The organism is Belnapia sp. AC561 (genome assembly GCF_979252845.1).
Genome location: NZ_CEEDBP010000012.1, coordinates 27,898 through 50,235, shown reverse-complemented (window position 1 = coordinate 50,235; position 22,338 = coordinate 27,898). Strand labels below are relative to the sequence as shown.

The window sequence follows — 22,338 nt, the reverse complement described above, 5'->3', positions numbered from 1 at the left end:
GACGATGTGGGGATGGCAGCTGTATCGGGGGGGCCTTGGGCTCCTGGCCATGTCCCTGGCCGGTTGCGAAATTCCCAAGGAAGTAAATCCGGTCGAGATCTACCGCACCATCTCCGGTGAGGCCGATGCCGGCCGGCTGCCTCCTCCAGGCATGGACCGCCCCCGGCCCAGCCTTGGCAGCGTGCCGCCGCGGCCGGAACGCCCGCCGCCGGAAGCCCGCGACGCCATTTCCGCCGCTTTGGCATTGGATCGCAGCGAGTCCCGCGACCCGCTGGCGGCCCGGTCCCAGCCGGCGCCACCTGCCGCCGCTGCCTCGCCCGGCGATCCGCTGCTGCCTGCGGCACCTCCGCCGCGGGCGGCGCTGACTTCGGCGCCCGCCATTCCCTGGGGTGGACCGGCGCCAGCCAGCCCGCGCCCGGGCCCCGCTGTGGCGCCCGCGCCGGAGCCCACCCCACCGCCGGCCATGCCGGATTTTGCCCCGGCCCCCCCGCCGCCGGATTTATTAGGTCAGCCTCGCCGCCAGTGATGTGGTCCGCTATACGGGCGCACCGGGCGGCTTTCTGGCCCGGGTCAACCCGATCGGACCATGTCGATGACCGAGGAATTCCACCGTATCCGCCGCCTGCCGCCCTATGTCTTCGCGGAAGTGAATGCCGCCAAGGCCAAGGCACGCGCAGCCGCAGAGGACATCGTGGACCTCGGCATGGGCAATCCCGATAGCCCGACGCCGCCGCATATCGTCGCCAAGCTGATCGAGGCGGTGCAGGATCCCCGCACCCATCGCTATTCCATGTCGAAGGGCATTCCCGGCCTGCGCAAGGCGCTTGCCGGCTACTACGACCGCCGCTTCGGGGTGAAGCTGAACCCAGAAACCGAGGTCGTGGCGACCCTGGGCAGCAAGGAAGGCCTGGCCAATCTCGCGCAGGCCATCAGCAGCCCGGGCGACACCATTCTGGTGCCCAACCCCAGCTACCCGATCCATCAGTTCGGCTTCATCATCGCCGGCGCCAGCGTCCGCAGCCTGCCCTGCACGCCGGATGACGAGATGCTGTCGGCCATCGACCGCGCTGTGCGGCATTCGGTGCCGAAGCCGACCGCCGTCATCGTCAACTTTCCCTCCAACCCGACGGCGCATCTCGCCAGCATCGAATTCTACCGTGACCTCGTCGCGCTCTGCCGGCGGCACGAATTGTTCATCCTCAGCGACCTCGCCTATGCCGAGCTCTATTTCGGCAGCACACCGCCGCCTTCGGTGCTGGAAGTGCCCGGCGCCAAGGATGTCACCGTCGAGTTCACCTCGCTCTCCAAGACCTACAACATGCCCGGCTGGCGCATGGGCTTCGCCGCCGGGAATGAGCGCCTGATCGGCGCGCTGACCCGGGTGAAGTCCTACCTCGACTACGGCGCCTTCGCCCCCATCCAGATCGCCGCCGCCGCCGCGCTGAACGGCCCGCAGGACACAGTGGCGGAGATGCGCACCTTGTACCGGGAACGCCGCGACCTGCTGGTGAAGGGCCTGCATGCCGCCGGCTGGGAGGCACCCTCGCCGGAAGGCTCGATGTTCCTCTGGGCGCCGATCCCGGAGAAATTCAGGCACCTCGGCAGCGTCGAGTTCAGCAAGCTGCTGCTGGCCAAGGCGAAGGTCGCCGTCGCCCCCGGCCTCGGCTTCGGCGAGCATGGCGATGGCCATGTCCGCATCGCGCTGGTGGAGAACAACCAGCGCATCCGCCAGGCGCTGCGGGGCATCCGCAGCTTCCTCCAGGGGGACAACCTCGGCCCGGCGGATGTCGAGAAGGAGCTGAGCGGCGCATGAGCAAGCCCCTGTCCATCGCGGTCGCCGGTCTCGGCACGGTCGGCGCCGGCGTCCTCAAGCTGCTCTCGGCCAATGCCGACATCATCGCCGCCCGAGCGGGCCGGCCGATCATCGTCGGCGCCGTCTCGGCGCGCGACCGCGGCCGAGACCGTGGCGTACCGCTCGATACGGTCCGCTGGTATGACGACCCCGTCTCGCTCGCGGCCGATCCCGGCATCGATGTGGTGGTGGAACTCATCGGCGGCAGCGACGGTCCGGCGCGCGCCCTGGTCGAGGCCGCCATCGCCGCAGGCAAGCCGGTGGTCACCGCCAACAAGGCTTTGCTGGCCGTCCATGGCGCCGCCATCGCCGAACAGGCCGAGGCTGGCGGCGTTCCGCTGGCCTTCGAGGCGGCGGTGGCCGGCGGCATTCCCGCCATCAAGGGGTTGCGCGAAGGCCTCGCCGCCAACCGCATCCTCCGGGTCGCCGGCATCCTGAACGGCACCTGCAACTACATCCTGACCGTGATGCGGGAGCAGAAGCGCGAATTCGGCGAGGTCCTGGCCGAGGCCCAGGCGCTCGGCTATGCCGAGGCCGACCCGAGCTTCGATATCGACGGCGTCGATGCCGCGCATAAGCTGGCGATCCTCGCCGCGCTCGCTTTCGGCCGGCCGGTCGATTTCGGCGCGGTGCATGTGGAGGGCATCCGCGAGGTTACTGCCCTCGACATCGCCTTGGCCGGGGAGCTCGGCTACCGCATCAAGCTGCTCGGCATCGCCAGCCGGACGGATGCCGGCATCTCCGCCCGCGTGCATCCCTGCATGGTGCCGGTGGCGGCGCCGATCGCCCGGGTCGATGGCGTCTTCAATGCCGTGGTGGCGGAAGGCGACTTCGTCGGGCGGGTGATGCTGGAAGGCCGCGGGGCAGGGGCGGGGCCTACAGCCAGTGCCGTGGTCGCGGATATCATCGATATCGCCCGCAACCGACACACCCCGGTCTGGGGGGCCGCCAGTGGTGCGCTGGATGCGGCCCCCTCCGTGCCAATGGACCGCCATGTCGGCGCCTACTACCTGCGGCTGATGGTGCTGGACCGGCCCGGCGTTATCGCCGACGTGACCGGTATTTTGCGCGACCAGTCGATCAGCCTCGAATCCATGCTGCAGCGCGGCCGCGCGCCCGGTGAGGCTGTCCCGGTGGTGCTGACCACGCATGATTGCGAGGAAGCGGCCATGCGTGCCGCTCTTGTGCGTATCGCTGCGTTGGGCGCGGTGCTGGAAAAGCCGGCGCTCATCCGCATCGAGCCTCTATAACCCACATCGCAGCTCCAGGGAGCAGATCATGCCAACCACCGAAACCCAATACGGCAAGGTCGTCGACCGCAACCTGGCGCTCGAGCTGGTACGCGTGACCGAGGCCGCCGCCATCGCCGCCTCCCGCTGGATCGGCCGCGGCGACAAGAATGCCGCCGATGGCGCTGCCGTCGACGCCATGCGCAAGGCCTTCGACACCGTCGCCATCACCGGCACCGTGGTGATCGGCGAGGGCGAGATGGACGAGGCACCGATGCTCTATATCGGTGAGAAGATCGGCCTCGGAGGCGCCCCGGTCGATATCGCCGTCGACCCGCTGGAAGGCACTTCGGTCACCGCCAAGGGCGGCCCCAATGCCATCGCCACCCTGGCCCTGGCTGAGCACGGCGGCTTCCTGCACGCCCCCGACATCTACATGGACAAGATCGCCATCGGCCCCGGCCTGCCGGATGACGTGGTCAGCCTGGATGCTCCGGTCGAGACCAATCTGCGCGAGCTGGCCAAGGCCAAAAAATGCGACATCAGCGACCTGATGGTCTGCATCCTCGACCGTGACCGCCACAAGGCGATCGTCAAGGCCTGCCGCGCCGCCGGTGCCCGCATCATGCTCATCGGCGATGGTGACGTTGCCGGCGTCATCGCGGTCAGTGAGCCCGAGACCGGCATCGACATGTACCTCGGCTCGGGCGGTGCGCCGGAAGGCGTGCTCGCCGCGGCGGCGCTGCGCTGCATCGGCGGCCAGCTCCAGGGACGGCTGCTGTTCGAGAACGACGAGCAGATCACCCGCGCCCGTGACATGGGCGTCACCGACCCGAACCGCATCTATAAGGTCGCCGATATGGCCCAGGGCGACGTGATGTTCGCCGCGACCGGCGTGACCGGCGGCCCGATGCTGCGCGGCGTCCGCCGCACCGCGACCGGAGCCATCACCCATTCCATCGTCATGCGCAGCAAGTCCGGCACCGTCCGCTACGTCGAAGGGCACCACAACTTCGCACGGAAGCCGGCGTCCTTCGTCGGCTGAGCGCATGACGGAGGCGGTTCTCGGCGTCGGCCGCAGCGTCACCGGCCGCCGCTGGATCTGGCGGGAGAGCGAGGCCCGCCTGGGCCTTGCCATCGCCCAGCGCATGGAACTGCCCGAACTGATCGGGCGGCTGCTGGCCGCCCGCGGCGTAGGCCTCGAGGCCGTTGCCGATTTCCTCGAGCCTACCCTGCGGGCGATGCTGCCGGATCCCTCCGGCCTGATCGATATGGATGCCGCAGCCGGGCGTCTGGCGAGCGCGGTGCGGGAGGGCGAGACGGTTGCCGTCTTTGGCGACTACGATGTGGATGGCGCCTGTTCCGGCGCGCTGATGGTTCGCGCGTTGCGCCGCCTCGGCTGCTCCGTCACCCATTACGTGCCTGACCGTCTGAAGGAGGGCTACGGCCCCAACCCCACTGCTGTCCGTGCCCTCTGCGAGCGCGGCGCCACGCTGATCGTCTGCGTCGATTGCGGCATCGCCGCCCATGCCGCCCTGGCCGAGGCCGAGGGCCGGGCGGATGTCATCGTACTGGACCACCACAAGGCGGAAGGCCCGGTCCCTCGGGTGGCGGCCGCGGTCAACCCCAACCGGCTGGACTGCACTTCCGGCCTGCGTCACCTCTGTGCAGCCGCGGTTGCCTTTCTCGCCGTCGTCGCCCTGCATCGGGCTCTGCGGCGGGCCGGCCATTTCACCCGCATGGCGGAGCCTTCGCCGCTCGACCTGCTGGATCTGGTGGCGCTGGCCACCGTCTGCGACGTCATGCCGCTGACCGGCGTGAACCGCGCCCTGGTCACCCAGGGCCTCAAGGTCATGGCGAAGCGTGGCCATGCCGGCGTTGCGGCGCTGCTCGATGTCGGCCTGGTGCGGGACGTGCCGACGGCGCATTCGCTGGGTTTCGTCCTCGGCCCGCGGATCAATGCCGCCGGCCGGGTGGATGAGCCCGATCTTGGCCTGCGCCTGTTGCTCTGCGACGACCCGGTCGAGGCTCGCGCCATGGCCGAGCGACTCGATATCGTGAACCGGCGCCGGCAGGAGGTGGAGGCGGAGGTCCTCGGGGCCGCCTTCGCCGCTGCCGAGGTCCAGGCTGCCGCCGGACTGCCGGTTCTGCTGGTGACCGGGGAGGGGTGGCACCCCGGTGTCGTCGGCATCGTCGCCGGCCGGATCAAGGAACGCTTCAATCGCCCTGCCTGCGTCGCCGGCCTGGCCGCGGGACTTGCCAAGGGCTCCGGCCGCTCGGTGCCCGGCCTCGATCTCGGCGCCGCCGTCATTGCCGCACGCCAGGCCGGGCTGTTGGAAACCGGCGGCGGCCATGCCATGGCCGCCGGCTTCAGCTTTGCTGCCGGGCGGCAGGCCGAACTGCATGCCTTCCTGAATGAACGGCTGGCCTTGGCGACGGGCCTGCCCGGCGCGGCGGATCTCGTGGTGGAAGGGACCATGGCAGTGCCGGCGGCGACTTCCGCCCTGGCCCAGCAGGTCGCCCGTCTCGCACCCTTCGGCGCTGGCAACGAGGAACCGGTCTTCGCCTTGCCGCGCGCCCGGGTGGTCCGAGCCGACCGCATCGGCAAGGAAGGCAATACCATTCGCGCCTTTGTCGAGGGCGAGGCCGGCGGCCGGCTCAAGGCCATCTGCTTCCGCGCCAAGGAAGGCCCTTTGGCTGAGGTGCTGCTTGCGCGGAATGCCGGCGCCTTGCATCTCTGCGGGCAACTTCGCGCCGAACGCTGGAACGACGAGACCACGGCCTGCCTGCATGTCGTGGATGCCGCACCTGCCTGAAGAAGGCTTTCGCGAGACAACGCAAGGGTGTTTGCCGGCTTCGGCAGCCTTTCAGGCGGTATCGCGTTGGTCCTGTCGTAACAATCGAAGGACAGGCCATGCGCCGACTGATGAATGCTGCTCTTGTCGTCCTGGGTTTGCTTGGTGGCTCGGCAGCCCTGGCACCGGTTCAGGCGGCGATGCCAAATATTGCCGCCGGCCAGGGCATCGCCGCGACGGAAGGCATGGTGCAGACAGCGCAGTACCGTCCCCGCTATGCGCCGCCGCCGCGGCCCTATTACCGCCGGGGCTACCGGCCGCCGCCGCGGGCCTATCGCCGGCCCTATGCACCCCGGCCCCGTTATGCCCCGCCGCCACGGCCTTACTACCGCCGCTGAGGCAATCGGCAGGCTGCCTGGTCGTATTGCGCCAGGCAGCCTTCAGCGCGGCCGCATCGCGGCCCAGGCTTCGGCGATGCGGGAAAGACGATCGGGCTCGGTCGGGGCATGCGGGCTGGTCGTCCCTTCGCCCCATCCCCAGCGCCGCACCGGTCCGCTGTCCAGATGAACGAAGCCCTTGCTGGCATAGAGCCCGACGCCCCCCCGCCGTAGCGCCAGGGCGGTGTCGGCAAATCCTGTCAGCCGTGTCGCACTGACACACACGTCCAGTGCGCTGGCCCGCAGGTGCTGGCTATTGCCGGCACCGCAGACGGCCGCATTGGTTTCCGGCGTGCGGAAGCCGGAAACGACCAGGAACTCACCGGTCTGGCGCGCGCGTTGGCCCGTCTCCCACAGGATATCCAGCACGCTGGGGTCATAGGCATGCACGCTGCCGGTCCGGCTATCCGCGAGCACTTGGGACAACTCGGCCATGGCGCCCGGATCCACCGCCCGGCCGTCATGGTAGACGCCCGCGAATCGGGCCCCCGTAGTGGCATGCCGAAGCGCGAGACGGCGTGGTGCCAGTGGCACGGCTCGGGTCGCCTGAGCGCTCTCCACCCGGGTGAGGACGAGAAGCGCTGGCGCGCTCAGGACGAGTCTTCGACGATGCATGGGACAGGCCTAGCGGCCGTTCCGCGTGGCGGGAACCCGCCCTCGCGCGATCGCGTTCCCGGTGCCGCAAGCGCGATCAGCCAAGGCCGAGAATATTACGGTCTGGATGAAATTCAGCCTCTCAAACAAAACTTGAGGTTGTGATAGCCGCTATCCGCGCCTGCTTGACCGAGGGTGGCTAGACGCCACGGTTCGACCAGTGTAGTGAGCGGCGCCGCGCCACCTGAGCGTTTTCGGCATCAGGTGGCTTCTTTGCGATGTCCCCATCGTCTAGAGGCCTAGGACACCAGCCTTTCACGTTGGTAACACGGGTTCGAATCCCGTTGGGGACGCCATCCGGCCTTCTCCCGCCGAGGTTGATAGCCCGGCACCCAAGCTTGTACCGGCCGGCACCAAGCGCAGATATGGGCGACGTGGAGCGACGAGAGGCGACCAATGCAAACCCCGGATACGACAACCCAGTCCAGGGTGAAGCCCGAGCTCAAGGTCGAGCGGCCGAAGCTGCACAAGGTGCTGCTGGTGAACGACGACTTCACGCCGCGTGCCTTCGTCGTCAGCGTGCTGCGAATCCACTTTCGCATGGGGGACGATCAGGCGCAGCGGGTGATGATGACTGCGCATCAGCGCGGCGTCTGTGTCGTGGCGGTCTTCACCCGCGACATTGCCGAGGAGAAGGCGACGGCCGCGACGGAGATGGGCCGCAAGCAGGGCTATCCGCTGCTGTTTACGACCGAGCCTGAGGAATAGCGAGGTCCCGCCGCGTCACCGTAGCATCGGACCCCAGCGGAAGACCTGCAGGTCCAACCCGCAGAGCCCGGTTACGCCCCAGTGCCCGGCATAGGCCTTAACCTCCCGCAGATAGTTCGGGTCATCCGGAATGCCGGCAGGCCAATAGGGTGGGTTGAAGGTGGAGATGCCATTGATCGTCGGCAGGTGCCGCACCGCCGCGATCAGCATCGCCTCGGTGTTGTGGTTGTAAGGATCGGCCACGGCCTCACCGAAGCGGCTGGTGGTGCGTGCCGCCGAGACATAGAAGGCGGCGCAGTCTGGCGGGGCCGGTGGAACCGCAGCCAGTCGGGCCGCTTCCTCCGTACGGTCAAGGAAGAGCGGTGCATAGCTATTGGCCTGTTCCGCCAGCAATAGGCAAACCAAGCCTGCCATCGCCAGCCGTGGTAGCCGATGCGCCTCCGCCGCCAGCATCGCCGTGGCAAGCAGGACCACGGGCAGGGTGAGGAAGATCTGATAGCGTGCCACGACTCGCGCCGCCTTGGCGCCCGGCACCAACCGATAAACCAGCGACCACGGGGTGACGCCATCGACCTGCAAGGTCAGCGCCCAGGTTATAAGCGTCGCCAGGGCTATGGCCCGCAGCAGCGCGACCCGTCCCGAGGATTGGTCGCCGCCCCCACGCCAGAGCCAGATCAAGGCTGCGGCAAAACTCAGCAGCAGCAGCGGCGGCAGCCCGGTCATCCGTTCCGACCAGAAGGGCATCTCCGGCCGGAAGGCGTGGTTGCCGGCACGCACCAGCCAGCCCCAGAGGATGTTCCGCTCCCCCACATGGAAGACATCCTGCAGGCTTGGGACGTGGCGCAGCACGTCGGCCCAAGGGTGCATGCCCGTCTCCGCCGCCTTGGGCAGGTAAAGGCTGAGGAAAGGCAGCTCGACCACTGCCGCCAGGATAGCCAGGCCCAGCAGCGGCACGGCCTGGGCCCGCAGGGCAGTGGCCAGCCGGCGCCGGGCCGGGCGGCCTGCGACCAGCAGCCAGGCAGGCAAGGCCGCGGCGGCGAAGAAGGCCAGGTACCAGGCCATGTAGAAGCCGGTCAGCAGGCAGGCTGCGAAGCCCAGCGCGAAGCTGGCGCCCCAGCCGAGCAGCGCGGCGCGGCGGCCCTCCAGCAGCGCCGCCCCCATGCCATGGGCCAGCAGCAGCAGCACCGGCACGAAGCCGACGCTGAAGAGCTGCGCATGGCTGCCGCGGATGAAGAGGTTGTTGCTGATGGTGAAGAGCACCGCGGCCAGCACCGCCCAGCCCGTCGCCAGCCCGAGCGCGCGCCTTGCCAGCAGATAGGTGCCGCCGAAGCCGATGCCGCGCAGCATCGCATTGACCAGTTCGCCACTGAGAAAAGGGTCGGCGCCAAGCCTGCGGAATCCGGCATGTAGCAGCCCGAACATCAGGTACCCGTCGTTGTAGCCCAGGGTCCCCGGCACTGGGTGGAAGTAGTCGGTCTGATCCCAGGGCGAGAGCCCACGCAGCACATTCGCCCAGTGTTCGAGAATGGCGAGCTCGATCACCGCGTCATGCCGGTCCCCCAGCAGCAGGGTGAAGCCATTGCCAATCTGATTTCGGAAGAAGAAGGCCACCGCCATTAGGCCAGCCAACCCGACCAGCAGCCGCCTGAACCAGCTCGGCATCACCGTGCCGCCGCCGCGAGGCGGGCCTGCCACAGGCACAGTAGCGGCGTGACCACCAGTTCCATGCCCAGCGCGGCCAGCATCGGCGCACCGGGTGGGCCCTGCAGCGCCAGCCCAAGCAACCGGCTTAGGCCGCCGAGGACGACGATTGTTGTTAGCAGCCGGAAGCGGCCGCCATGCCGGAGCGGATCGGGCAGCGTGCTCCAGAACCCCAGCCCGAGTCCCAAAAGGAGGCCAGAGAGATAGCGAAAGTGGCTATCGATATCCGCAGACCCCGGCAGCCCGCCGGTCATCGCCGGTCCCAGCATCACCCCGGCTAGACCAGCCGAGACCGGCACCATGCCACCAAGCGCCACGGCGATTCGGAAACCCAGAAGGGAGGGAAGGGGCCCCGGCGGCATCGCCCCGGAATATTGGCTGGCCGGGCTACTCGTATGGTCGAGGCTCATACGAAAGCGATAGGGTGCCGAGTGGGTGGCACGCAAGCCTGGGGTTCATCGCCGGCAACAGCCGGGCTGCCTGCGCGACCTGCGCCGATCCCGCCGAATACCTTGGGATTCTAAAAAGCCTCGCTGGCTCCGGCGGTTGGATTCGAACCAACGACCAACGGATTAACAGTCCGCTGCGCTACCGCTGCGCCACACCGGATCAGCCGCGAGGCGGGGCCTATAGCAGGGCACCGCCGCTGTTGGAAGCCCGAAACCGGACTTCCGTACCCAAGAAAACCTCTGGAGGTCCGGGGCGGAATTGAACCGCCGTAGCAGGTTTTGCAGACCTGTGCCTAACCACTCGGCCACCGGACCGCCTGGGATCGCCCTGCGGTGCGCCTCTATCGGGCCAGCGGCGCGGCAGGTCAAGCGGGCGCGCGGCGCTGCGCTGCAACAGTGCGACTTGGCGCGATGGCAGCCGGGCCCCTATAACCCCCGCAGGGCCGCTGCGGTTCGGCACCGTGGCGACCCATGGCTCAGGCCTGGCGTCCGTCCTGCCAGGAGGTTGCCTCTCGGCTTGTGGTCCGCGGGGCGTTCGGAGGTTGTGGCTTCATGGACTACGCGGATGCGCGCAAGCGCATGGTGGACGGACAACTCCGCCCCAACAAGGTGACCGACGTCAGGCTGCTCGAGGCCATGCGTGGCCTGCCGCGCGAAACCTTCCTGCCGCGTGCCGTCCAGGCCCGCGCCTATACCGACGAGGATATCCCCCTGCCGGGTGGCCGGGCGATGCTGGAACCCATGGTCCTGGCGCGGCTGCTGCAGTTGACTGCCGTGCGCCCGGGCGATCGCGCCCTGGTGGTCGCCGCCGGCACCGGCTACGGCGCCGCCGTCCTGGCCCGGATCGGCGCCCGGGTCACCGCGATCGAGACCGATCCCGCCCTGCTCGCCATTGCCCGTGCCGCGCTGCCCGCTTGCCTGCCGGCCGGGGCGGTACGGCTCGAGACCGGTGAGCCGACCCAGGGCTTCCCAGGCGCCGCGCCCTACGATGTGGTGCTGATCGAAGGCGAGGTGCCGGAGATCCCGGCTGCCCTCGCGTCGCAGTTGGCCGAGGGAGGACGGCTGGTCGCGGTGATCGGCACCGGACGGCGTACGGGCCGGGCAGTGCTGGGCCAGCGTGCTGGCGGCAGCTTCTCGACCACCGCCGTCTTCGATTGTGCGACTGCGGCCATTCCGGCCTTCGCCCGCGCTGCGGGATTCGTGTTCTGAATGGGTAACCCCCAGGCTTTATAACGTCCAGGGTGGGTACCGGCGGTTCGGCTCGCGCCACGGGCTTCAGTGTTGTAGGACAGAACGGATGTCGCGCCGTAAGGATCAGGCCACGATGAAGCTGACCCGCCCCCTTTTGGTCCTGACCACCGCCCTCCTGGCGCCTGCCGCCCTGCTCGGGCTGGCGCCGGCGGCGAGGGCGCAGAGCCTTCCGGATGCGCTGGCCCAGGCCTATTCCAACAATCCCGCCCTGCTGGCAGCACGGGCCAACCTGCGCGCCGTGGACGAGAACGTGCCGCAGGCCTTGGCCGGCTGGCGCCCGACCGTCTCCATCAGCAGCAGCGCTGGTGTCCTCGATGGGTCCGCCCGCCAGCGCCCACGCGGCTCCCCGGGCGCCTTCTACAGCGATACCGACCGGCAGGTGTACAGCAACAGCATCACGGTCACCCAACCGGTCTTCCGCGGCGGCCGCACCGTGGCAGGCACCCGCCGGGCGGAAAACCAGGTGCTGGCGCAGCGGGCCCGGCTGCTGGCGACCGAGCAGCAGGTCATGAGCGACACCGTCTCCTCCTATGTCAGCGTCATCCGCGACCAGGAGCTGCTGCGCCTCAATATCAACAATGAACAGGTGCTGACCGAACAGCTCCGCGCGACGAACGAGCGCTTCCGGGTCGGCGAGATCACCCGAACCGACGTTGCCCAGGCGGAATCGCGCCTCGCTGGCGCCCGCGCCAACCGCGCCCAGGCGGAAGGCAACCTGCAGATCTCCCGCTCCACCTTCCAGCGGCTGGTCGGCCTGCCGCCGCAGAACCTCGTGGCGCCGCAGCCCCTGCGCCCGCCGGTTCGCAGCGCCCAGGATGCTGCCCAGACCGCGGCGCAGAACAACCCCAATGTCGTCGCCTTGCTGTTCGACGAGGCCGGCGCGCGTGACAATATCAACCTGCAGATGGCGACCCTGCTGCCGCAGGTGAACGTCTCCTCCCAGACCTTCCGCAATGACGGCGCCACCACCGCTTCCACCCGGCTGACCGGCACCCAGCTCACCGCCAGCCTGACAGTGCCGATCTACCAGGGCGGTGCCGAATACGCCCTAGTCCGCCAGGCGCGCCAATCCGCCCAGCAGGCCCGCCAGCTCGTGGACGACCAGCGTCGCACCGTGGGGCAATCCGCGACCCAGGCCTGGGAACAGCTGCAAAGCTCCAAGGCCCAGGTGGACAGCGTCCGGGCGCAGATCCGCGCGGCGGAAATCGCCCTCGACGGCGTGCAGCGTGAGGCCATTGTCGGCAGCCGCACCACCCTCGACGTGCTGAACGCGGAGCAGGAATTGCTCAATGCCCGCACCAGCCTGGTGCAGGCCCTCTCCACCGTGGTCTCGCAATCCTACGCCCTGGCCGCGACCATCGGCCGGTTGACCGCGAGCGACCTCGGCCTCGCGGTCGAGCCCTACGACATGCGGGCCTATTACAACGAGGTCCGCAACCGCTGGGTCGGCCTCGGCGATTATTCCGGCGTCGCGGAACGCCGCTGATGGCCGAGGAGGGGGCTTCCCCGCCCGGTGCTGCTGCCGCCCCCGGCGGCGATCCGAGCATGGAGGACATCCTTGCCTCCATCCGGCGCATCCTCAACGAGGATGAGCCGGGCGCTGCGGCGCCCGACCCAACGGCGGCGTCCGAGCCGCTGGCTCTGACCGAGGACATGCTGGTCGCCGAGGAGTCGGAGGCCGAGCCCGAGGCGGAGCCCTTGTCGCCGCCAGCCTCCGTCGCGGCGCCCATCCCGGTGCCAGTTCCCTTGCCCCCCGCGCCATCCCCCTTTGCGCCGCCACCACCACCACCCGCGGTTCTGGCGCTGCCGGCCGAGGCCTTGCTTGCCCCGGCTGCCGCCGCCGCCGCCAGCGCGTCCATCGGTAGCCTGGTGCGGGCCGTGTCGCAGGACCGCGACGCCACCGTCACCCGCGGCGGCCCCAGCATCGAGGACGTGGTGCGGGAGGAAGTGCGGCCGCTGCTCAAGTCCTGGCTCGACCAGCACCTGCCTGAGATGGTGGAGCGCCTGGTGCGGGCCGAGATCGAAAGGGTCGTGCGGCGCGGCCTCGGCTGAACCCCGACCAGCTCTCCCGCTTTCGCGCCCTTCGAGCAACGAGGGCTTGACGGACGCCGGGCTGCGGAGGACGGATGCCGCCATGCTGGACAAGAACCTTACCCCGGGTAGCTTCGAGACACGCCTCTATGAGGGCTGGGAACGCTCGGGCGCCTTCGCCTGCGACCCGGCCTCGGAGGCCGCACCCTTCACCATCATGATCCCGCCGCCGAACGTCACCGGCAGCCTCCATATCGGCCATGCGCTGACCATGACCATCCAGGATACCCTGACCCGCTGGCGGCGGATGCAGGGGCGGGATGCGCTCTGGCAGCCAGGCACCGACCATGCCGGCATCGCTACCCAGATGGTGGTCGAGCGCCTGCTGGCCGCCGAGGGCCAACCCGACCGCAAGCAGATGGGGCGCGAAGCCTTCATCGAGCGGGTCTGGCAGTGGAAGGCGGAATCGGGCGGCACCATTACCCGTCAGCTCCGTCGCCTGGGTGCCAGCCTGGACTGGCCGCGCGAGCGCTTCACCATGGATGAGGGCCTGTCCGCCGCGGTGCGGGAGGTCTTCGTCACCCTGCACCGCCAGGGCCTGATCTACCGCGACAAGCGGTTGGTGAACTGGGATCCGAAGCTGCAGACGGCGATCTCCGACCTCGAGGTCGAGAGCCGCGAGGTGAAAGGCAGTCTCTCGCATATCCGCTACCCGGTGGAGGGCGGTGGCGAGATCACGGTCGCCACCACCCGGCCGGAGACGATGCTGGGTGATACCGCGGTCGCGGTGCATCCGACCGATGCGCGTTTTTCGGCGCTGGTCGGCAAGATGGTCGTACTGCCGCTGACCGGCCGCCGCATCCCCATTGTCGCCGATGAATACTCCGACCCGGAAAAGGGCACCGGCGCGGTGAAGATCACCCCGGCGCACGACTTCAACGATTTCGAGGTGGGCCGCCGGCATGGCCTGGCGATGCCCAGCGTGCTGGATGCCGAGGCGCGGATGGCCATCGGCGAAATCGATGCTGAACTCGCTGCGGTCGAGGGTCTGGCCGATCCGGAATTCGTGCGCGGGCTGCAAGGGCAGGATCGCTTCGCGGCACGCAAGGCGATCGTGGCGAAGCTGGAGGAACTCGGCCTGCTGCTGCAGGTCGAGCCGCATACCCATCAGGTGCCGCATGGCGACCGCGGCGGCGTGCCGCTGGAGCCGCGGCTGACGCTGCAATGGTATGCCGATGCCGCCACCCTGGCGAAGCCGGCGATCGAGGCGGTCGAGAGCGGCCGCACCCAATTCGTCCCGAAGCAATGGGAGAATACCTTCTTCGCCTGGATGCGCGACATCCAACCCTGGTGCGTCTCACGCCAGCTCTGGTGGGGGCATCAGATCCCGGCCTGGTATGCGCCGGACGGCAGCATCTTCGTCGAGAAGTCCGAGGCGGAGGCGCTGGCGGCGGCGCGGGCGAAATTCGGCCATGATGTGGCGCTGGAACGCGACCCGGATGTGCTGGACACCTGGTTCAGCAGCGCGCTCTGGCCATTCAGCACGCTTGGCTGGCCGGAGCAGACCCCGGAGGTGGCGCGCTACTACCCCGGCGACGTGCTGGTGACCGGCTTCGACATCATCTTCTTCTGGGTTGCCCGGATGATGATGATGGGCATCCACTTCATGGGCGAGGTGCCCTTCCGCACCGTCTATATCCATGGCCTGGTCCGCGACGAGAAGGGCCAGAAGATGTCGAAATCCAAGGGGAACGTCATGGACCCCCTGGAGTTGATCGACGCCTATGGCGCCGATGCGCTGCGCTTCACCATCTGCTCGCTGGCCGGGCCTGGGCGCGACGTGAAGCTCGGCCGCAAGCGGGTCGAGGATTTCCGCAGCTTTACCACCAAGCTGTGGAATGCGGCGCGCTTCTGCGAGATGAACGGCATCGCACCGCAGCCTGGCTGGGACCCGACGAGTGCCCAGTCGGCGCTGTCGCGCTGGATCCTCGATGCCGCCAATGGCGCGGTGGTGGAGGCGACGGCAGCACTCGAGGCCTATCGCTTCGACGAGTATGCTGCGGCCTGCTACCGCTTCGTCTGGGGCAGCTTCTGCGACTGGTTCCTCGAATTCGCCAAGCCGGTCTTCAACGGGCCCGATGGTGCCGAGAAAGACGAGGTGAAGGGCGCGGCCCAGCACGTGCTGGGGGTGATCTTGCGGCTGCTGCATCCGGCCATCCCCTTCGTCACCGAGGAGTTGTGGGACCGCTTCGGCTACGGCGCCGAATGCAGCCTGATCGGCGCCGCCTGGCCCGCGGCCTCGCCGGTGACCGAGGCCGCGGCCGCGCGGGAGGAACTGGACTGGGTGGTGCGGCTGATCTCCGAGGTCCGCACGGTGCGCGCCGAGGTGAATGTCGCGCCTTCGATCACCACGCCGCTGCTGGTCAAGGATGCGGCGCCGGAAAGCCTGGCGCGGGCGGCCCGCTGGATCGACGCCATCCGCCGGCTTGGACGCGTCACCGAGATCCAGGCGCTGGAGGGCGAGGCGCCGAAGGGTGTCATCCAGGCCGTGCTGGGCGAGGCCACCTTGATGCTGCCGCTGGCCGGCGTCATCGACCTCGGCGCCGAGCGTGCCCGGCTAGCCAAGGAACGCGCCAAGGCCGAGGCCGAAGTGAAGAAGGTCGAGGCCAAATTCGCCAATGCCGACTTTGTCGCCCGCGCCAAGCCGGAGGTCATCGAGGAAAACCACGAACGGCGAGCCAACTTCCAGGCGGAAATCGCCCGCCTGGATGCGGCGATGGCCCGCATCGCCGGTTAACCCGGCGTCGCCCCGCTCTGCTTCACCAGCTGGCGCATGACCGGTTCCTGCGACCGGGCATAGCTGGCAAAATCCTCCGGCCCGATCACCCACGGCGTCGCGCCATTGTCGGTGAAGCTCTTCACCAACTCCGGGCGGCGCAGCGCGTGGTGGGAAAGGTTGGCCATCCGCTGCACCAGTGCGGGCGGCAGGCCGGCCGGGGCGATCAGCCCGTTCCAGCTGGTCAGGTCGAAGCCGGGCAGGGTCTCGGCCAGGGTGGGCAGATCAGGCAGCACCGGGCTGCGTTCCGGGCTGGTCACCGCCAGGGCACGAACCTTGCCGTCGCGGATTGCCCCGATCGGCCCGGCGAGGTTGTCCACCATCACATGTACCTGCCCGGCCAGAAGGTCGAGCAGTGCCGGAGCGCCGCCGCGATACTGCACGAAGGGCATCTCCGTGCCGGTCCGCATCTTGAACATCTCGGCCGAGAGATGCGGCGTCGTACCGGCCCCGCCGGTCGCGTAATTGTACTTGCCGGGGTTCGCCTTCAGCAGTGCCACCAGCCCCGGCACGTCGCGCACCGGCAGGTCGTTGTTGACGAACAGGATATTGGGTTGGCGGTAGAGCCCACTGATGAAGCTGTAATCCCGGCCGGGGTCATAAGGTAGGCCAGGGAAGAGTGAGGGCGCGATCGCCAGGTTGGCGACGCCGCCGAGACCCACCGTGGCGGCGTCGGCCCGGGCCTTGGCGATGGCATCGCTGCCCACCGTGCCGCCGGCGCCGGTGCGATTCTCGACGATGAATTGCTGGCCGGTGACCTGCGCCATGGCCTGGCAGAAGACGCGGCAGAGAACGTCGTTGGCACCACCCGGCGCATAGAGCGTGATGAAGCGGATCGGCTGCTGCGGCCAGGCCGCAGCTTGCCCGCGGGCCAGGCCGGGCAGCAGGGCAGGGGCGGCCAAGCCGGCCAGCAAGGCACGGCGGCGGAAGCGGGGTTCGGGCACGGTCGTCTCCCTCGATGCGGCTCTCTGGCCGTCTTGCCAACCAGTCTGCCGCGCCCGGCGGCGGCGGCGCCAGCACAAAGGGCGGAAGCCTTGGCAGTCCTGGCCCGACTGCCTAAAGCTTCGGAAGGGCCAGCCCGCCCCAAAGATGGAGGACCGCAATGACCGCGTGGGACAAGTCCAGGCTCCCCAGCCGCCACACCACCGTCGGCCCGGAGCGCGCTCCGCATCGCAGCTACTATTATGCCATGGGCCTGACCGAGGCGGAGATCGACCAGCCCTTCGTCGGCGTCGCCACCTGCTGGAACGAGGCGGCGCCCTGCAACATCGACCTCAGCCGCCAGGCGCAGTCGGTGAAGAAGGGCGTGAAGGAGGCTGGCGGCACGCCGCGGGAATTCACCACCATCACCGTCACCGACGGCCTCGCCATGGGCCACCAGGGGATGAAGTCCTCGCTGGCCTCGCGCGATGCCATCGCCGATACCGTCGAGCTCACCATGCGCGGGCACTGCTACGATGCGCTGGTCGGCCTCGCCGGCTGCGACAAGTCGTTGCCAGGGATGATGATGGCGATGCTGCGGCTGAACGTGCCGAGCGTCTTCATGTATGGCGGCTCGATCCTGCCGGGCAAGTTCAAGGGCCGCGACGTCACCGTGGTGGATGTGTTCGAGGCGGTCGGCCAGCACGCTGCCGGCAACATGTCCGACGAGGAGTTGCACGAGCTGGAATGCGTCGCCTGCCCGAGCGCCGGCGCCTGCGGCGGCCAATTCACGGCCAACACCATGGCGACCGTGAGCGAGGCGATCGGCTTGGCGTTGCCCGGCTCCGCCGGCACCCCGGCGCCTTACGAGGAGCGCGACCGCTGGGCCGCGGAATCCGGCAAGGCCGTCATGGAGCTGCTGAAGCTGAACCTCCGCCCGCGCGACATCGTCACCCGCAAGTCGCTGGAGAATGCCGCCGTCGTCGTCGGCGCCACCGGCGGTTCCACCAATGCCGGGCTGCACCTGCCGGCCATGGCGCATGAGGCCGGCATCGACTTCACCATGGACGACGTGGTCGAGATCATGCGGCGCACGCCCTATATTGCCGACCTGAAGCCGGGCGGTAAATACGTCGCCTACGACGTCTACAAGGTTGGCGGCATCCCGGTGATCATCAAGGCGCTGCTCGATGCCGGGCTGCTGCACGGCGACTGCATGACTGTCACCGGCAAGACCCTCGCCGAGAACCACAAGGACGTCGTTTTCCCGCTCGATCAGGATGTGATCTTCCCGGTCAGCAAGGCGCTCTCGCCCACAGGCGGCGTCGTCGGCCTCAAGGGCAATCTCGCTCCGGACGGCGCCATCGTGAAGGTAGCCGGGATGAAGACCCTGCGCTTCGAGGGCAGCGCGCTCTGCTTCGACAGCGAGGAGGAAGCCTTCCGCGCCGTTGACCAGCGGGCCTACAAGCCCGGCGACATCATCGTCATCCGCTACGAAGGCCCGAAGGGTGGGCCGGGGATGCGCGAGATGCTCTCGACCACCGCCGCCATCTACGGCCAGGGGATGGGCGAATCCGTCGCCCTCATCACCGACGGCCGCTTCAGCGGTGCGACGCGCGGCTTCTGCATCGGCCATGTCGGGCCGGAGGCGGCAGTCGGCGGGCCGATCGCCCTGCTGCGGAACGGCGACCGTATCGTCATCGATGCGGCGGCCGGCACCATCGACATGCTGGTGGACGACGCCGAGCTGGCGACGCGCAAAGCCGCCTGGACCCCCCGCCGCACCGACTACAATGCCGGGGCACTGTGGAAATACGCCCAGCTCGTCGGTCCGGCACATCGCGGCGCAGTGACGCACCCCGGCGGCGCGGCCGAGACGCATTGTTACGCGGACCAATAATGCGTGAGGAGGTGGCCCGCCGATTTGCGGGTCACCGCTGACCATGGGTCTGGGCGCGCTGACCAGCCGGTCGGCCGCCCCGCATCATTGTCTGCGTCTGCAAAGGCTTGGCCAAGGTTGCGCATTGTGTCGCCATGCTGCCCTGGCTTGTCTCCTGCTGCCCGCCTTTCCCGCGCATGGCCGGACTTTCACTGGCGCTGCCTGCTTTTCGTCACAGATGAAGCTTTGCATTGGTGCGTGCTTAGAGGAGCGCTCGTGATGAAACGCCTTTTGCCTCTTCTGCTGCTGCCGGTCCTGGCGCTGCTCTCGGGTTGCGTCGTCGCACCGGCCCCGGGCTACTACGCCCGGCCCTATGTCGCGCCGCCACCGCCGGTCTATGTGCGGCCCTACTACGCCCGGCCCTATGGCTACGGCTATGGATGGCGCCGGTGGTGATGCCCGCCTCGCCGCTGCGCCGCCGTTGCTTGCTTCGGGCAATGGTCGGGCTGGGTGCAGTGGCGCTTCCCGCGGCCTTGCTCGGCCCCGTCCCGGCCGCGGCCCAGCCTCGCTGGCCGCCACCGCCGCCGCCGCTACGGCTGGAGCCGCCGCCGGGCCGACCACGGCCCCGAATGGTCTGGCAACCCGGCCACTGGGTCTGGAATCGGCGTGACTATGTCTGGGTGCCAGGCCGATGGATCGGTGCCCGGCGCGGTGCCTGGGACCATGGGCATTGGGAACAGCGGCCGCGCGGCCCAATCTGGGTGCCCGGTGGCTGGCGCTGACGATGAGGCTCGGCGCCTGTCACGCAGGCGTCACTCTTCCGGTCTGCGACCGGAAGCCCTTTGCACCGTTGTCGTCCAGCATCGGTCCAGCAAAGGAGAGAATGTCATGCGCATCCTGACCATCGCCATCGCCGCCATTGGCCTGACGGCCTGCACGGTCGTCGAGCGGGAGCGGCCCCAGGCCGCGGCGCCCGCGCCGGTCATCGTCCAGCAGCCCGCGCCGCAATATGCCCCGCCAGCCCCGCCGCCAGTGGTTACCGTTCGCCCGAGCTACTGAGCAGCAGCTCCCGGCCCCGCCGGCGGCTCGCTGGCGAGGCCGGTCTGGCGCATTCCCTCAGCGAAGCTCGCACCAGACCGGCGCATGGTCGCTCGGCGTCTCCTCGGATCGCGCCACGGTATCCACGCCGCAGACCACCAGCCGCTCCGCCAGTTCCGGGCTCAGCAGCACATGATCGATACGCAGCCCCCGGTTCTGGTCGAACGCCGGTCCGTAATCCCAATAGGTGAAGGGTGCGTCCTGCGGATGCAGCGCCCGCAGCGCATCCGTCATGCCGAGGTTGGTCAGCGCCCGGAAGCGGGCCCGCGTTTCCGGCCGGACCAGCGCATCGGTCGGCGGCAAAGCGCCCGGGGTGAGGTCTGCCGCGGTTGGGCAGACGTTGAAATCGCCGAGTACTGCCACCGGGATGAAGGCATCCAATCGGCCAGCTGTCCAATCTGCGAGGCGTTCCAGCCAGCGCAGCTTATATTGGTAGCCAGCGTCGCCGCCGGAATTGCCGTTCGGGAGGTAGATCCCCGCCACCTCCATGCCTTCCGTCCGGACCGAGACGAAGCGGGCGTGGCTATCCTCCTCCTCGCCCGGCAGTACCTCTGCCGTGACCTCGAAGGAGATGCGCCCCAGCACTGCGACGCCATTGCGCCCACCAGTCTGGCCCACCGCATGGACACGGTAGCCGCTATCGGCGAATTCCAAAGCCGGGAATTCCGCCGTCTGGCATTTCAGTTCCTGGAGGAAAACCAAGTCCGGCGCATGCCGGTCGAGGAAGCGCCGCAGATGCGGCACCCGGCGGCGGATGGAATTCACGTTGAAGCTGGCGAGGCGGATCATGCCCCCAGCATCGCCCGTTCACGCCCGCTTGGGTAGGCGCTTCAGGCCACCGCGAAGCTGACGCCGCAGCCGCAGCCCGAGACGGCCTGGGGGTTGCGAACCGCGAAATGCGCGCCGATCAGCGCCTCGTTCCAGTCCAGTTCGGAGCCCGCCAGCAAGTCCAGTGAAACGCTGTCGATGAAGACCGGCGCCGCGCCGGTTTCGATCACCAAGTCATCTTCGGCCGCCTTATCCTCAAGCGCGAAATTATACTGGAACCCGGAACAGCCGCCGGCGCTGACCGAAACCCGCAGGCCGGCGCCGGGCTTGCCCTCGCGCCGGGCAATCTCGGCCACCTGCGCGGCGGCGCGGGGGGTGACATGGAAGCGGGGAAGGTTGGTGCCATCCGGCATCGGGCGCATTCTCCTGCGGGTGGCGGCGAAGCGGTCGGCCACCCAGGTCGGTTGAAGGTAACATAGGGGCGGTCATGGCGCATTTCCAACCAAGTCGCTTGATTGTCCTTGCAGGGCAGGGCTGTTAGGCACGCCCATGTCGCAGCAACCTCTTGCTCCCTGGGCCGTACACCCCGAATCCTCCCGTGGGCGGCTGCATGCGGAGCCCTCGGGCGATGCCCGCTCGCCCTGGCAGCGGGACCGCGATCGCATCATCCATACCGGCGCCTTCCGGCGGCTGCAGTACAAGACCCAGGTCTTCATCTTCCACGAGGGCGACTACTTCCGCACCCGGTTGACCCATAGCATCGAGGTGGCGCAGATCGCCCGTGCCATCGCCCGCCGGCTGCGGCTGGACGAGGATCTGGCCGAGGCGCTTGCCCTGGCGCATGACCTCGGCCATCCGCCCTTCGGCCATGCCGGGGAGGAAGCGCTGGATGCTCAGATGCGCCCCTATGGCGGCTTCGACCACAATGCCCAGTCGCTGAAGGTGGTGACGAGCCTGGAGGGACGCTACGCCGCCTTCGACGGGCTGAACCTGACCTGGGAGACGCTGGAGGGCTTGGCGAAGCACAATGGCCCGTTGCGGCGGCCGACCGCTTACATGGCCGAATACGATCGGCTGCATCCGCTGGAACTCACCACCCATGCCTCCGCCGAGGCCCAGGTCGCCGCCCTGGCCGACGACATCGCCTACAACAATCACGACCTCGACGACGGCATCCGCGCTCGGATCTTCACCCTGGAGGAAGCCGCGGCGCTGCCGCTGGTCGGAGAGGCCTTCCAGGATGTCCGCACCACCCACCCCAATATCGCTCGCGACCGGATGGTGACGGAGACGGTGCGGCGCGTCATCAACCGCATGGTGCAGGATGTGGTGCAGGAAGCCGGGCGGCGAATCGAGCGCCTGGCGCCGCGCAGCGCCGATGATATCCGCGCCGCCTCCGAACCCGTGGTCGGGTTTTCCCAGGGAATGGCCGAGGCAAATCAGGCAATCCGCGAATTTCTGTTCACCCGGATGTACCGGCATTGGCGGGTGAACCGGGCTATGCAGAAATCCAAGCGGGTCAGCCAGTTGTTGTTCCAGTTGCTGCACGGCGGCCCGCAGATGTTACCAGACGACTGGCGGGCCAAGGCCGGCGAGCCCGGCACCGCAGCCTGTGCCCGGGTGGTCTGCGACTATATCGCCGGCATGACGGACCGTTTCGCGCTCGAGGAGCATCGGCGGCTGACAGACCCGAATATTCCGGGGTGACGCTTGAGGGCTGCAGCCCGCC

The 22,338-nt window shown here is 68.7% G+C and carries 22 protein-coding genes and 3 tRNA genes; 17 read left to right on the top strand and 8 right to left on the bottom strand.

The features are described 5' to 3' along the window. The first annotated feature begins 49 nt into the window (after nucleotides 1-49). From AC0IW9_RS12195 to AC0IW9_RS12170, 6 genes are all read left to right on the top strand, one after another. On the top strand, nucleotides 50-526 hold the full coding sequence (locus tag AC0IW9_RS12195; protein ID WP_471648518.1) for a hypothetical protein: 477 nt from the start codon (nucleotides 50-52) through the stop codon (nucleotides 524-526). Between the two features lie 66 nt (nucleotides 527-592). Continuing rightward, complete coding sequence (locus tag AC0IW9_RS12190; protein WP_471648517.1) at nucleotides 593-1,813, top strand: LL-diaminopimelate aminotransferase; 1,221 nt, start codon at nucleotides 593-595, stop codon at nucleotides 1,811-1,813. Next, nucleotides 1,810-3,102: a homoserine dehydrogenase gene (locus AC0IW9_RS12185; protein ID WP_471648516.1), complete on the top strand. Its 1,293-nt coding sequence runs from the start codon at nucleotides 1,810-1,812 to the stop codon at nucleotides 3,100-3,102. The genes AC0IW9_RS12190 and AC0IW9_RS12185 overlap by 4 nt, the downstream gene beginning before the upstream one ends. Before the next feature lie 28 nt (nucleotides 3,103-3,130). Further along, nucleotides 3,131-4,126, top strand: coding sequence for a class II fructose-bisphosphatase (glpX, locus tag AC0IW9_RS12180; RefSeq protein ID WP_471648515.1), 996 nt, complete (start codon nucleotides 3,131-3,133; stop codon nucleotides 4,124-4,126). A 4-nt stretch (nucleotides 4,127-4,130) separates the two neighbouring features. Continuing rightward, entirely contained in the window at nucleotides 4,131-5,897 is a 1,767-nt protein-coding gene (gene recJ / locus AC0IW9_RS12175) for a single-stranded-DNA-specific exonuclease RecJ (protein WP_471648514.1), read from the top strand. A gap of 98 nt (nucleotides 5,898-5,995) precedes the next feature. Next, nucleotides 5,996-6,274 (top strand): hypothetical protein, encoded by a 279-nt coding sequence (locus tag AC0IW9_RS12170; RefSeq protein WP_471648513.1) that lies wholly within the window; start codon nucleotides 5,996-5,998, stop codon nucleotides 6,272-6,274. 42 nt (nucleotides 6,275-6,316) lie between these two features. Here AC0IW9_RS12170 and AC0IW9_RS12165 read toward each other — a convergent pair whose 3' ends face one another. Next, nucleotides 6,317-6,928 carry a YcbK family protein gene (locus AC0IW9_RS12165; protein ID WP_471648512.1) on the bottom strand — a complete coding sequence of 204 codons (612 nt, stop codon included), beginning with the start codon at nucleotides 6,926-6,928 and terminating at the stop codon, nucleotides 6,317-6,319. A 259-nt stretch (nucleotides 6,929-7,187) separates the two neighbouring features. Between AC0IW9_RS12165 and AC0IW9_RS12160 the strand changes: the two genes are divergently transcribed. Both AC0IW9_RS12160 and clpS read left to right on the top strand, forming a co-directional pair. Beyond that, a tRNA-Glu gene (locus tag AC0IW9_RS12160) sits at nucleotides 7,188-7,263 on the top strand. A 100-nt stretch (nucleotides 7,264-7,363) separates the two neighbouring features. Then, nucleotides 7,364-7,675: an ATP-dependent Clp protease adapter ClpS gene (gene clpS / locus AC0IW9_RS12155; protein WP_471648511.1), complete on the top strand. Its 312-nt coding sequence runs from the start codon at nucleotides 7,364-7,366 to the stop codon at nucleotides 7,673-7,675. Between the two features lie 15 nt (nucleotides 7,676-7,690). Here the strand turns inward: clpS and AC0IW9_RS12150 are convergent, their stop codons facing one another. The 4 genes from AC0IW9_RS12150 to AC0IW9_RS12135 all read right to left on the bottom strand — a co-directional run bounded on the left by AC0IW9_RS12150 (nucleotide 7,691) and on the right by AC0IW9_RS12135 (nucleotide 10,140). Next, entirely contained in the window at nucleotides 7,691-9,337 is a 1,647-nt protein-coding gene (locus tag AC0IW9_RS12150; RefSeq protein WP_471648510.1) for a hypothetical protein, read from the bottom strand. Further along, nucleotides 9,337-9,738 carry a DUF4345 domain-containing protein gene (locus AC0IW9_RS12145; protein ID WP_471648617.1) on the bottom strand — a complete coding sequence of 134 codons (402 nt, stop codon included), beginning with the start codon at nucleotides 9,736-9,738 and terminating at the stop codon, nucleotides 9,337-9,339. The genes AC0IW9_RS12150 and AC0IW9_RS12145 overlap by 1 nt, the downstream gene beginning before the upstream one ends. A 172-nt stretch (nucleotides 9,739-9,910) precedes the next feature. Then, nucleotides 9,911-9,985, bottom strand: a tRNA-Asn gene (locus tag AC0IW9_RS12140). A gap of 81 nt (nucleotides 9,986-10,066) precedes the next feature. Next, nucleotides 10,067-10,140, bottom strand: a tRNA-Cys gene (locus tag AC0IW9_RS12135). A 237-nt stretch (nucleotides 10,141-10,377) separates the two neighbouring features. On the opposite strand from AC0IW9_RS12135, the gene AC0IW9_RS12130 reads away from it, so the two are divergent. From AC0IW9_RS12130 to AC0IW9_RS12115, 4 genes are all read left to right on the top strand, one after another. Beyond that, nucleotides 10,378-11,034, top strand: a complete 657-nt coding sequence (locus tag AC0IW9_RS12130) for a protein-L-isoaspartate O-methyltransferase family protein (protein WP_471648509.1) — start codon at nucleotides 10,378-10,380, stop codon at nucleotides 11,032-11,034. A gap of 115 nt (nucleotides 11,035-11,149) precedes the next feature. Next, nucleotides 11,150-12,562: a TolC family outer membrane protein gene (locus AC0IW9_RS12125; RefSeq protein WP_471648508.1), complete on the top strand. Its 1,413-nt coding sequence runs from the start codon at nucleotides 11,150-11,152 to the stop codon at nucleotides 12,560-12,562. Further along, entirely contained in the window at nucleotides 12,562-13,128 is a 567-nt protein-coding gene (locus AC0IW9_RS12120) for a DUF2497 domain-containing protein (RefSeq protein WP_471648507.1), read from the top strand. Before AC0IW9_RS12125 ends, AC0IW9_RS12120 begins: the two co-directional genes overlap by 1 nt. Nucleotides 13,129-13,210: 82 nt before the next feature. Beyond that, nucleotides 13,211-15,904, top strand: a complete 2,694-nt coding sequence (locus AC0IW9_RS12115) for a valine--tRNA ligase (protein ID WP_471648506.1) — start codon at nucleotides 13,211-13,213, stop codon at nucleotides 15,902-15,904. On the opposite strand, the gene AC0IW9_RS12110 is transcribed toward AC0IW9_RS12115, so the two are convergent. Further along, nucleotides 15,901-16,887: a Bug family tripartite tricarboxylate transporter substrate binding protein gene (locus AC0IW9_RS12110; protein ID WP_471648505.1), complete on the bottom strand. Its 987-nt coding sequence runs from the start codon at nucleotides 16,885-16,887 to the stop codon at nucleotides 15,901-15,903. The genes AC0IW9_RS12115 and AC0IW9_RS12110 overlap by 4 nt on opposite strands. Before the next feature lie 158 nt (nucleotides 16,888-17,045). On the opposite strand from AC0IW9_RS12110, the gene ilvD reads away from it, so the two are divergent. From ilvD to AC0IW9_RS12090, 4 genes are all read left to right on the top strand, one after another. Further along, the gene (gene ilvD / locus AC0IW9_RS12105) at nucleotides 17,046-18,764 is read left to right on the top strand and encodes a dihydroxy-acid dehydratase (RefSeq protein WP_471648504.1); all 1,719 of its coding nucleotides are present in this window, start codon (nucleotides 17,046-17,048) and stop codon (nucleotides 18,762-18,764) included. Between the two features lie 258 nt (nucleotides 18,765-19,022). Continuing rightward, complete coding sequence (locus tag AC0IW9_RS12100) at nucleotides 19,023-19,199, top strand: hypothetical protein (RefSeq protein WP_471648503.1); 177 nt, start codon at nucleotides 19,023-19,025, stop codon at nucleotides 19,197-19,199. Continuing rightward, nucleotides 19,184-19,525: a hypothetical protein gene (locus AC0IW9_RS12095; RefSeq protein ID WP_471648502.1), complete on the top strand. Its 342-nt coding sequence runs from the start codon at nucleotides 19,184-19,186 to the stop codon at nucleotides 19,523-19,525. The genes AC0IW9_RS12100 and AC0IW9_RS12095 overlap by 16 nt, the downstream gene beginning before the upstream one ends. A gap of 106 nt (nucleotides 19,526-19,631) precedes the next feature. Continuing rightward, the gene (locus AC0IW9_RS12090; protein ID WP_471648501.1) at nucleotides 19,632-19,802 is read left to right on the top strand and encodes a hypothetical protein; all 171 of its coding nucleotides are present in this window, start codon (nucleotides 19,632-19,634) and stop codon (nucleotides 19,800-19,802) included. A 57-nt stretch (nucleotides 19,803-19,859) separates the two neighbouring features. Here AC0IW9_RS12090 and xth read toward each other — a convergent pair whose 3' ends face one another. Further along, a complete protein-coding gene (gene xth, locus AC0IW9_RS12085) occupies nucleotides 19,860-20,627 on the bottom strand; it encodes an exodeoxyribonuclease III (protein ID WP_471648616.1) in 768 nt (255 codons plus the stop codon). Between the two features lie 44 nt (nucleotides 20,628-20,671). Next, nucleotides 20,672-21,022, bottom strand: coding sequence for a HesB/IscA family protein (locus AC0IW9_RS12080; protein ID WP_471648500.1), 351 nt, complete (start codon nucleotides 21,020-21,022; stop codon nucleotides 20,672-20,674). Between the two features lie 136 nt (nucleotides 21,023-21,158). On the opposite strand from AC0IW9_RS12080, the gene AC0IW9_RS12075 reads away from it, so the two are divergent. Continuing rightward, nucleotides 21,159-22,316 carry a deoxyguanosinetriphosphate triphosphohydrolase gene (locus tag AC0IW9_RS12075; RefSeq protein ID WP_471648499.1) on the top strand — a complete coding sequence of 386 codons (1,158 nt, stop codon included), beginning with the start codon at nucleotides 21,159-21,161 and terminating at the stop codon, nucleotides 22,314-22,316. Nucleotides 22,317-22,338: the final 22 nt, after the last annotated feature.

Excerpts from the sequence above, each read along its gene's own strand:
- AC0IW9_RS12120 (WP_471648507.1), top strand. The coding sequence starts at position 12,562 with ATGGCCGAGGAGGGGGCTTCCCCGCCCGGTGCTGCTGCCGCCCCCGGC.
- AC0IW9_RS12095 (WP_471648502.1), top strand. The coding sequence starts at position 19,184 with ATGGCGCCGGTGGTGATGCCCGCCTCGCCGCTGCGCCGCCGTTGCTTG.
- ilvD (WP_471648504.1), top strand. The coding sequence starts at position 17,046 with ATGACCGCGTGGGACAAGTCCAGGCTCCCCAGCCGCCACACCACCGTC.
- AC0IW9_RS12145 (WP_471648617.1), bottom strand. The coding sequence starts at position 9,738 with ATGCCGCCGGGGCCCCTTCCCTCCCTTCTGGGTTTCCGAATCGCCGTG.
- AC0IW9_RS12190 (WP_471648517.1), top strand. The coding sequence starts at position 593 with ATGACCGAGGAATTCCACCGTATCCGCCGCCTGCCGCCCTATGTCTTC.
- AC0IW9_RS12100 (WP_471648503.1), top strand. The coding sequence starts at position 19,023 with ATGAAACGCCTTTTGCCTCTTCTGCTGCTGCCGGTCCTGGCGCTGCTC.
- AC0IW9_RS12185 (WP_471648516.1), top strand. The coding sequence starts at position 1,810 with ATGAGCAAGCCCCTGTCCATCGCGGTCGCCGGTCTCGGCACGGTCGGC.
- recJ (WP_471648514.1), top strand. The coding sequence starts at position 4,131 with ATGACGGAGGCGGTTCTCGGCGTCGGCCGCAGCGTCACCGGCCGCCGC.
- AC0IW9_RS12125 (WP_471648508.1), top strand. The coding sequence starts at position 11,150 with ATGAAGCTGACCCGCCCCCTTTTGGTCCTGACCACCGCCCTCCTGGCG.
- AC0IW9_RS12075 (WP_471648499.1), top strand. The coding sequence starts at position 21,159 with ATGTCGCAGCAACCTCTTGCTCCCTGGGCCGTACACCCCGAATCCTCC.
- AC0IW9_RS12090 (WP_471648501.1), top strand. The coding sequence starts at position 19,632 with ATGCGCATCCTGACCATCGCCATCGCCGCCATTGGCCTGACGGCCTGC.
- AC0IW9_RS12130 (WP_471648509.1), top strand. The coding sequence starts at position 10,378 with ATGGACTACGCGGATGCGCGCAAGCGCATGGTGGACGGACAACTCCGC.
- glpX (WP_471648515.1), top strand. The coding sequence starts at position 3,131 with ATGCCAACCACCGAAACCCAATACGGCAAGGTCGTCGACCGCAACCTG.
- AC0IW9_RS12195 (WP_471648518.1), top strand. The coding sequence starts at position 50 with ATGTCCCTGGCCGGTTGCGAAATTCCCAAGGAAGTAAATCCGGTCGAG.
- AC0IW9_RS12165 (WP_471648512.1), bottom strand. The coding sequence starts at position 6,928 with ATGCATCGTCGAAGACTCGTCCTGAGCGCGCCAGCGCTTCTCGTCCTC.
- AC0IW9_RS12115 (WP_471648506.1), top strand. The coding sequence starts at position 13,211 with ATGCTGGACAAGAACCTTACCCCGGGTAGCTTCGAGACACGCCTCTAT.
- clpS (WP_471648511.1), top strand. The coding sequence starts at position 7,364 with ATGCAAACCCCGGATACGACAACCCAGTCCAGGGTGAAGCCCGAGCTC.
- AC0IW9_RS12080 (WP_471648500.1), bottom strand. The coding sequence starts at position 21,022 with ATGCCGGATGGCACCAACCTTCCCCGCTTCCATGTCACCCCCCGCGCC.
- AC0IW9_RS12150 (WP_471648510.1), bottom strand. The coding sequence starts at position 9,337 with ATGCCGAGCTGGTTCAGGCGGCTGCTGGTCGGGTTGGCTGGCCTAATG.
- AC0IW9_RS12170 (WP_471648513.1), top strand. The coding sequence starts at position 5,996 with ATGCGCCGACTGATGAATGCTGCTCTTGTCGTCCTGGGTTTGCTTGGT.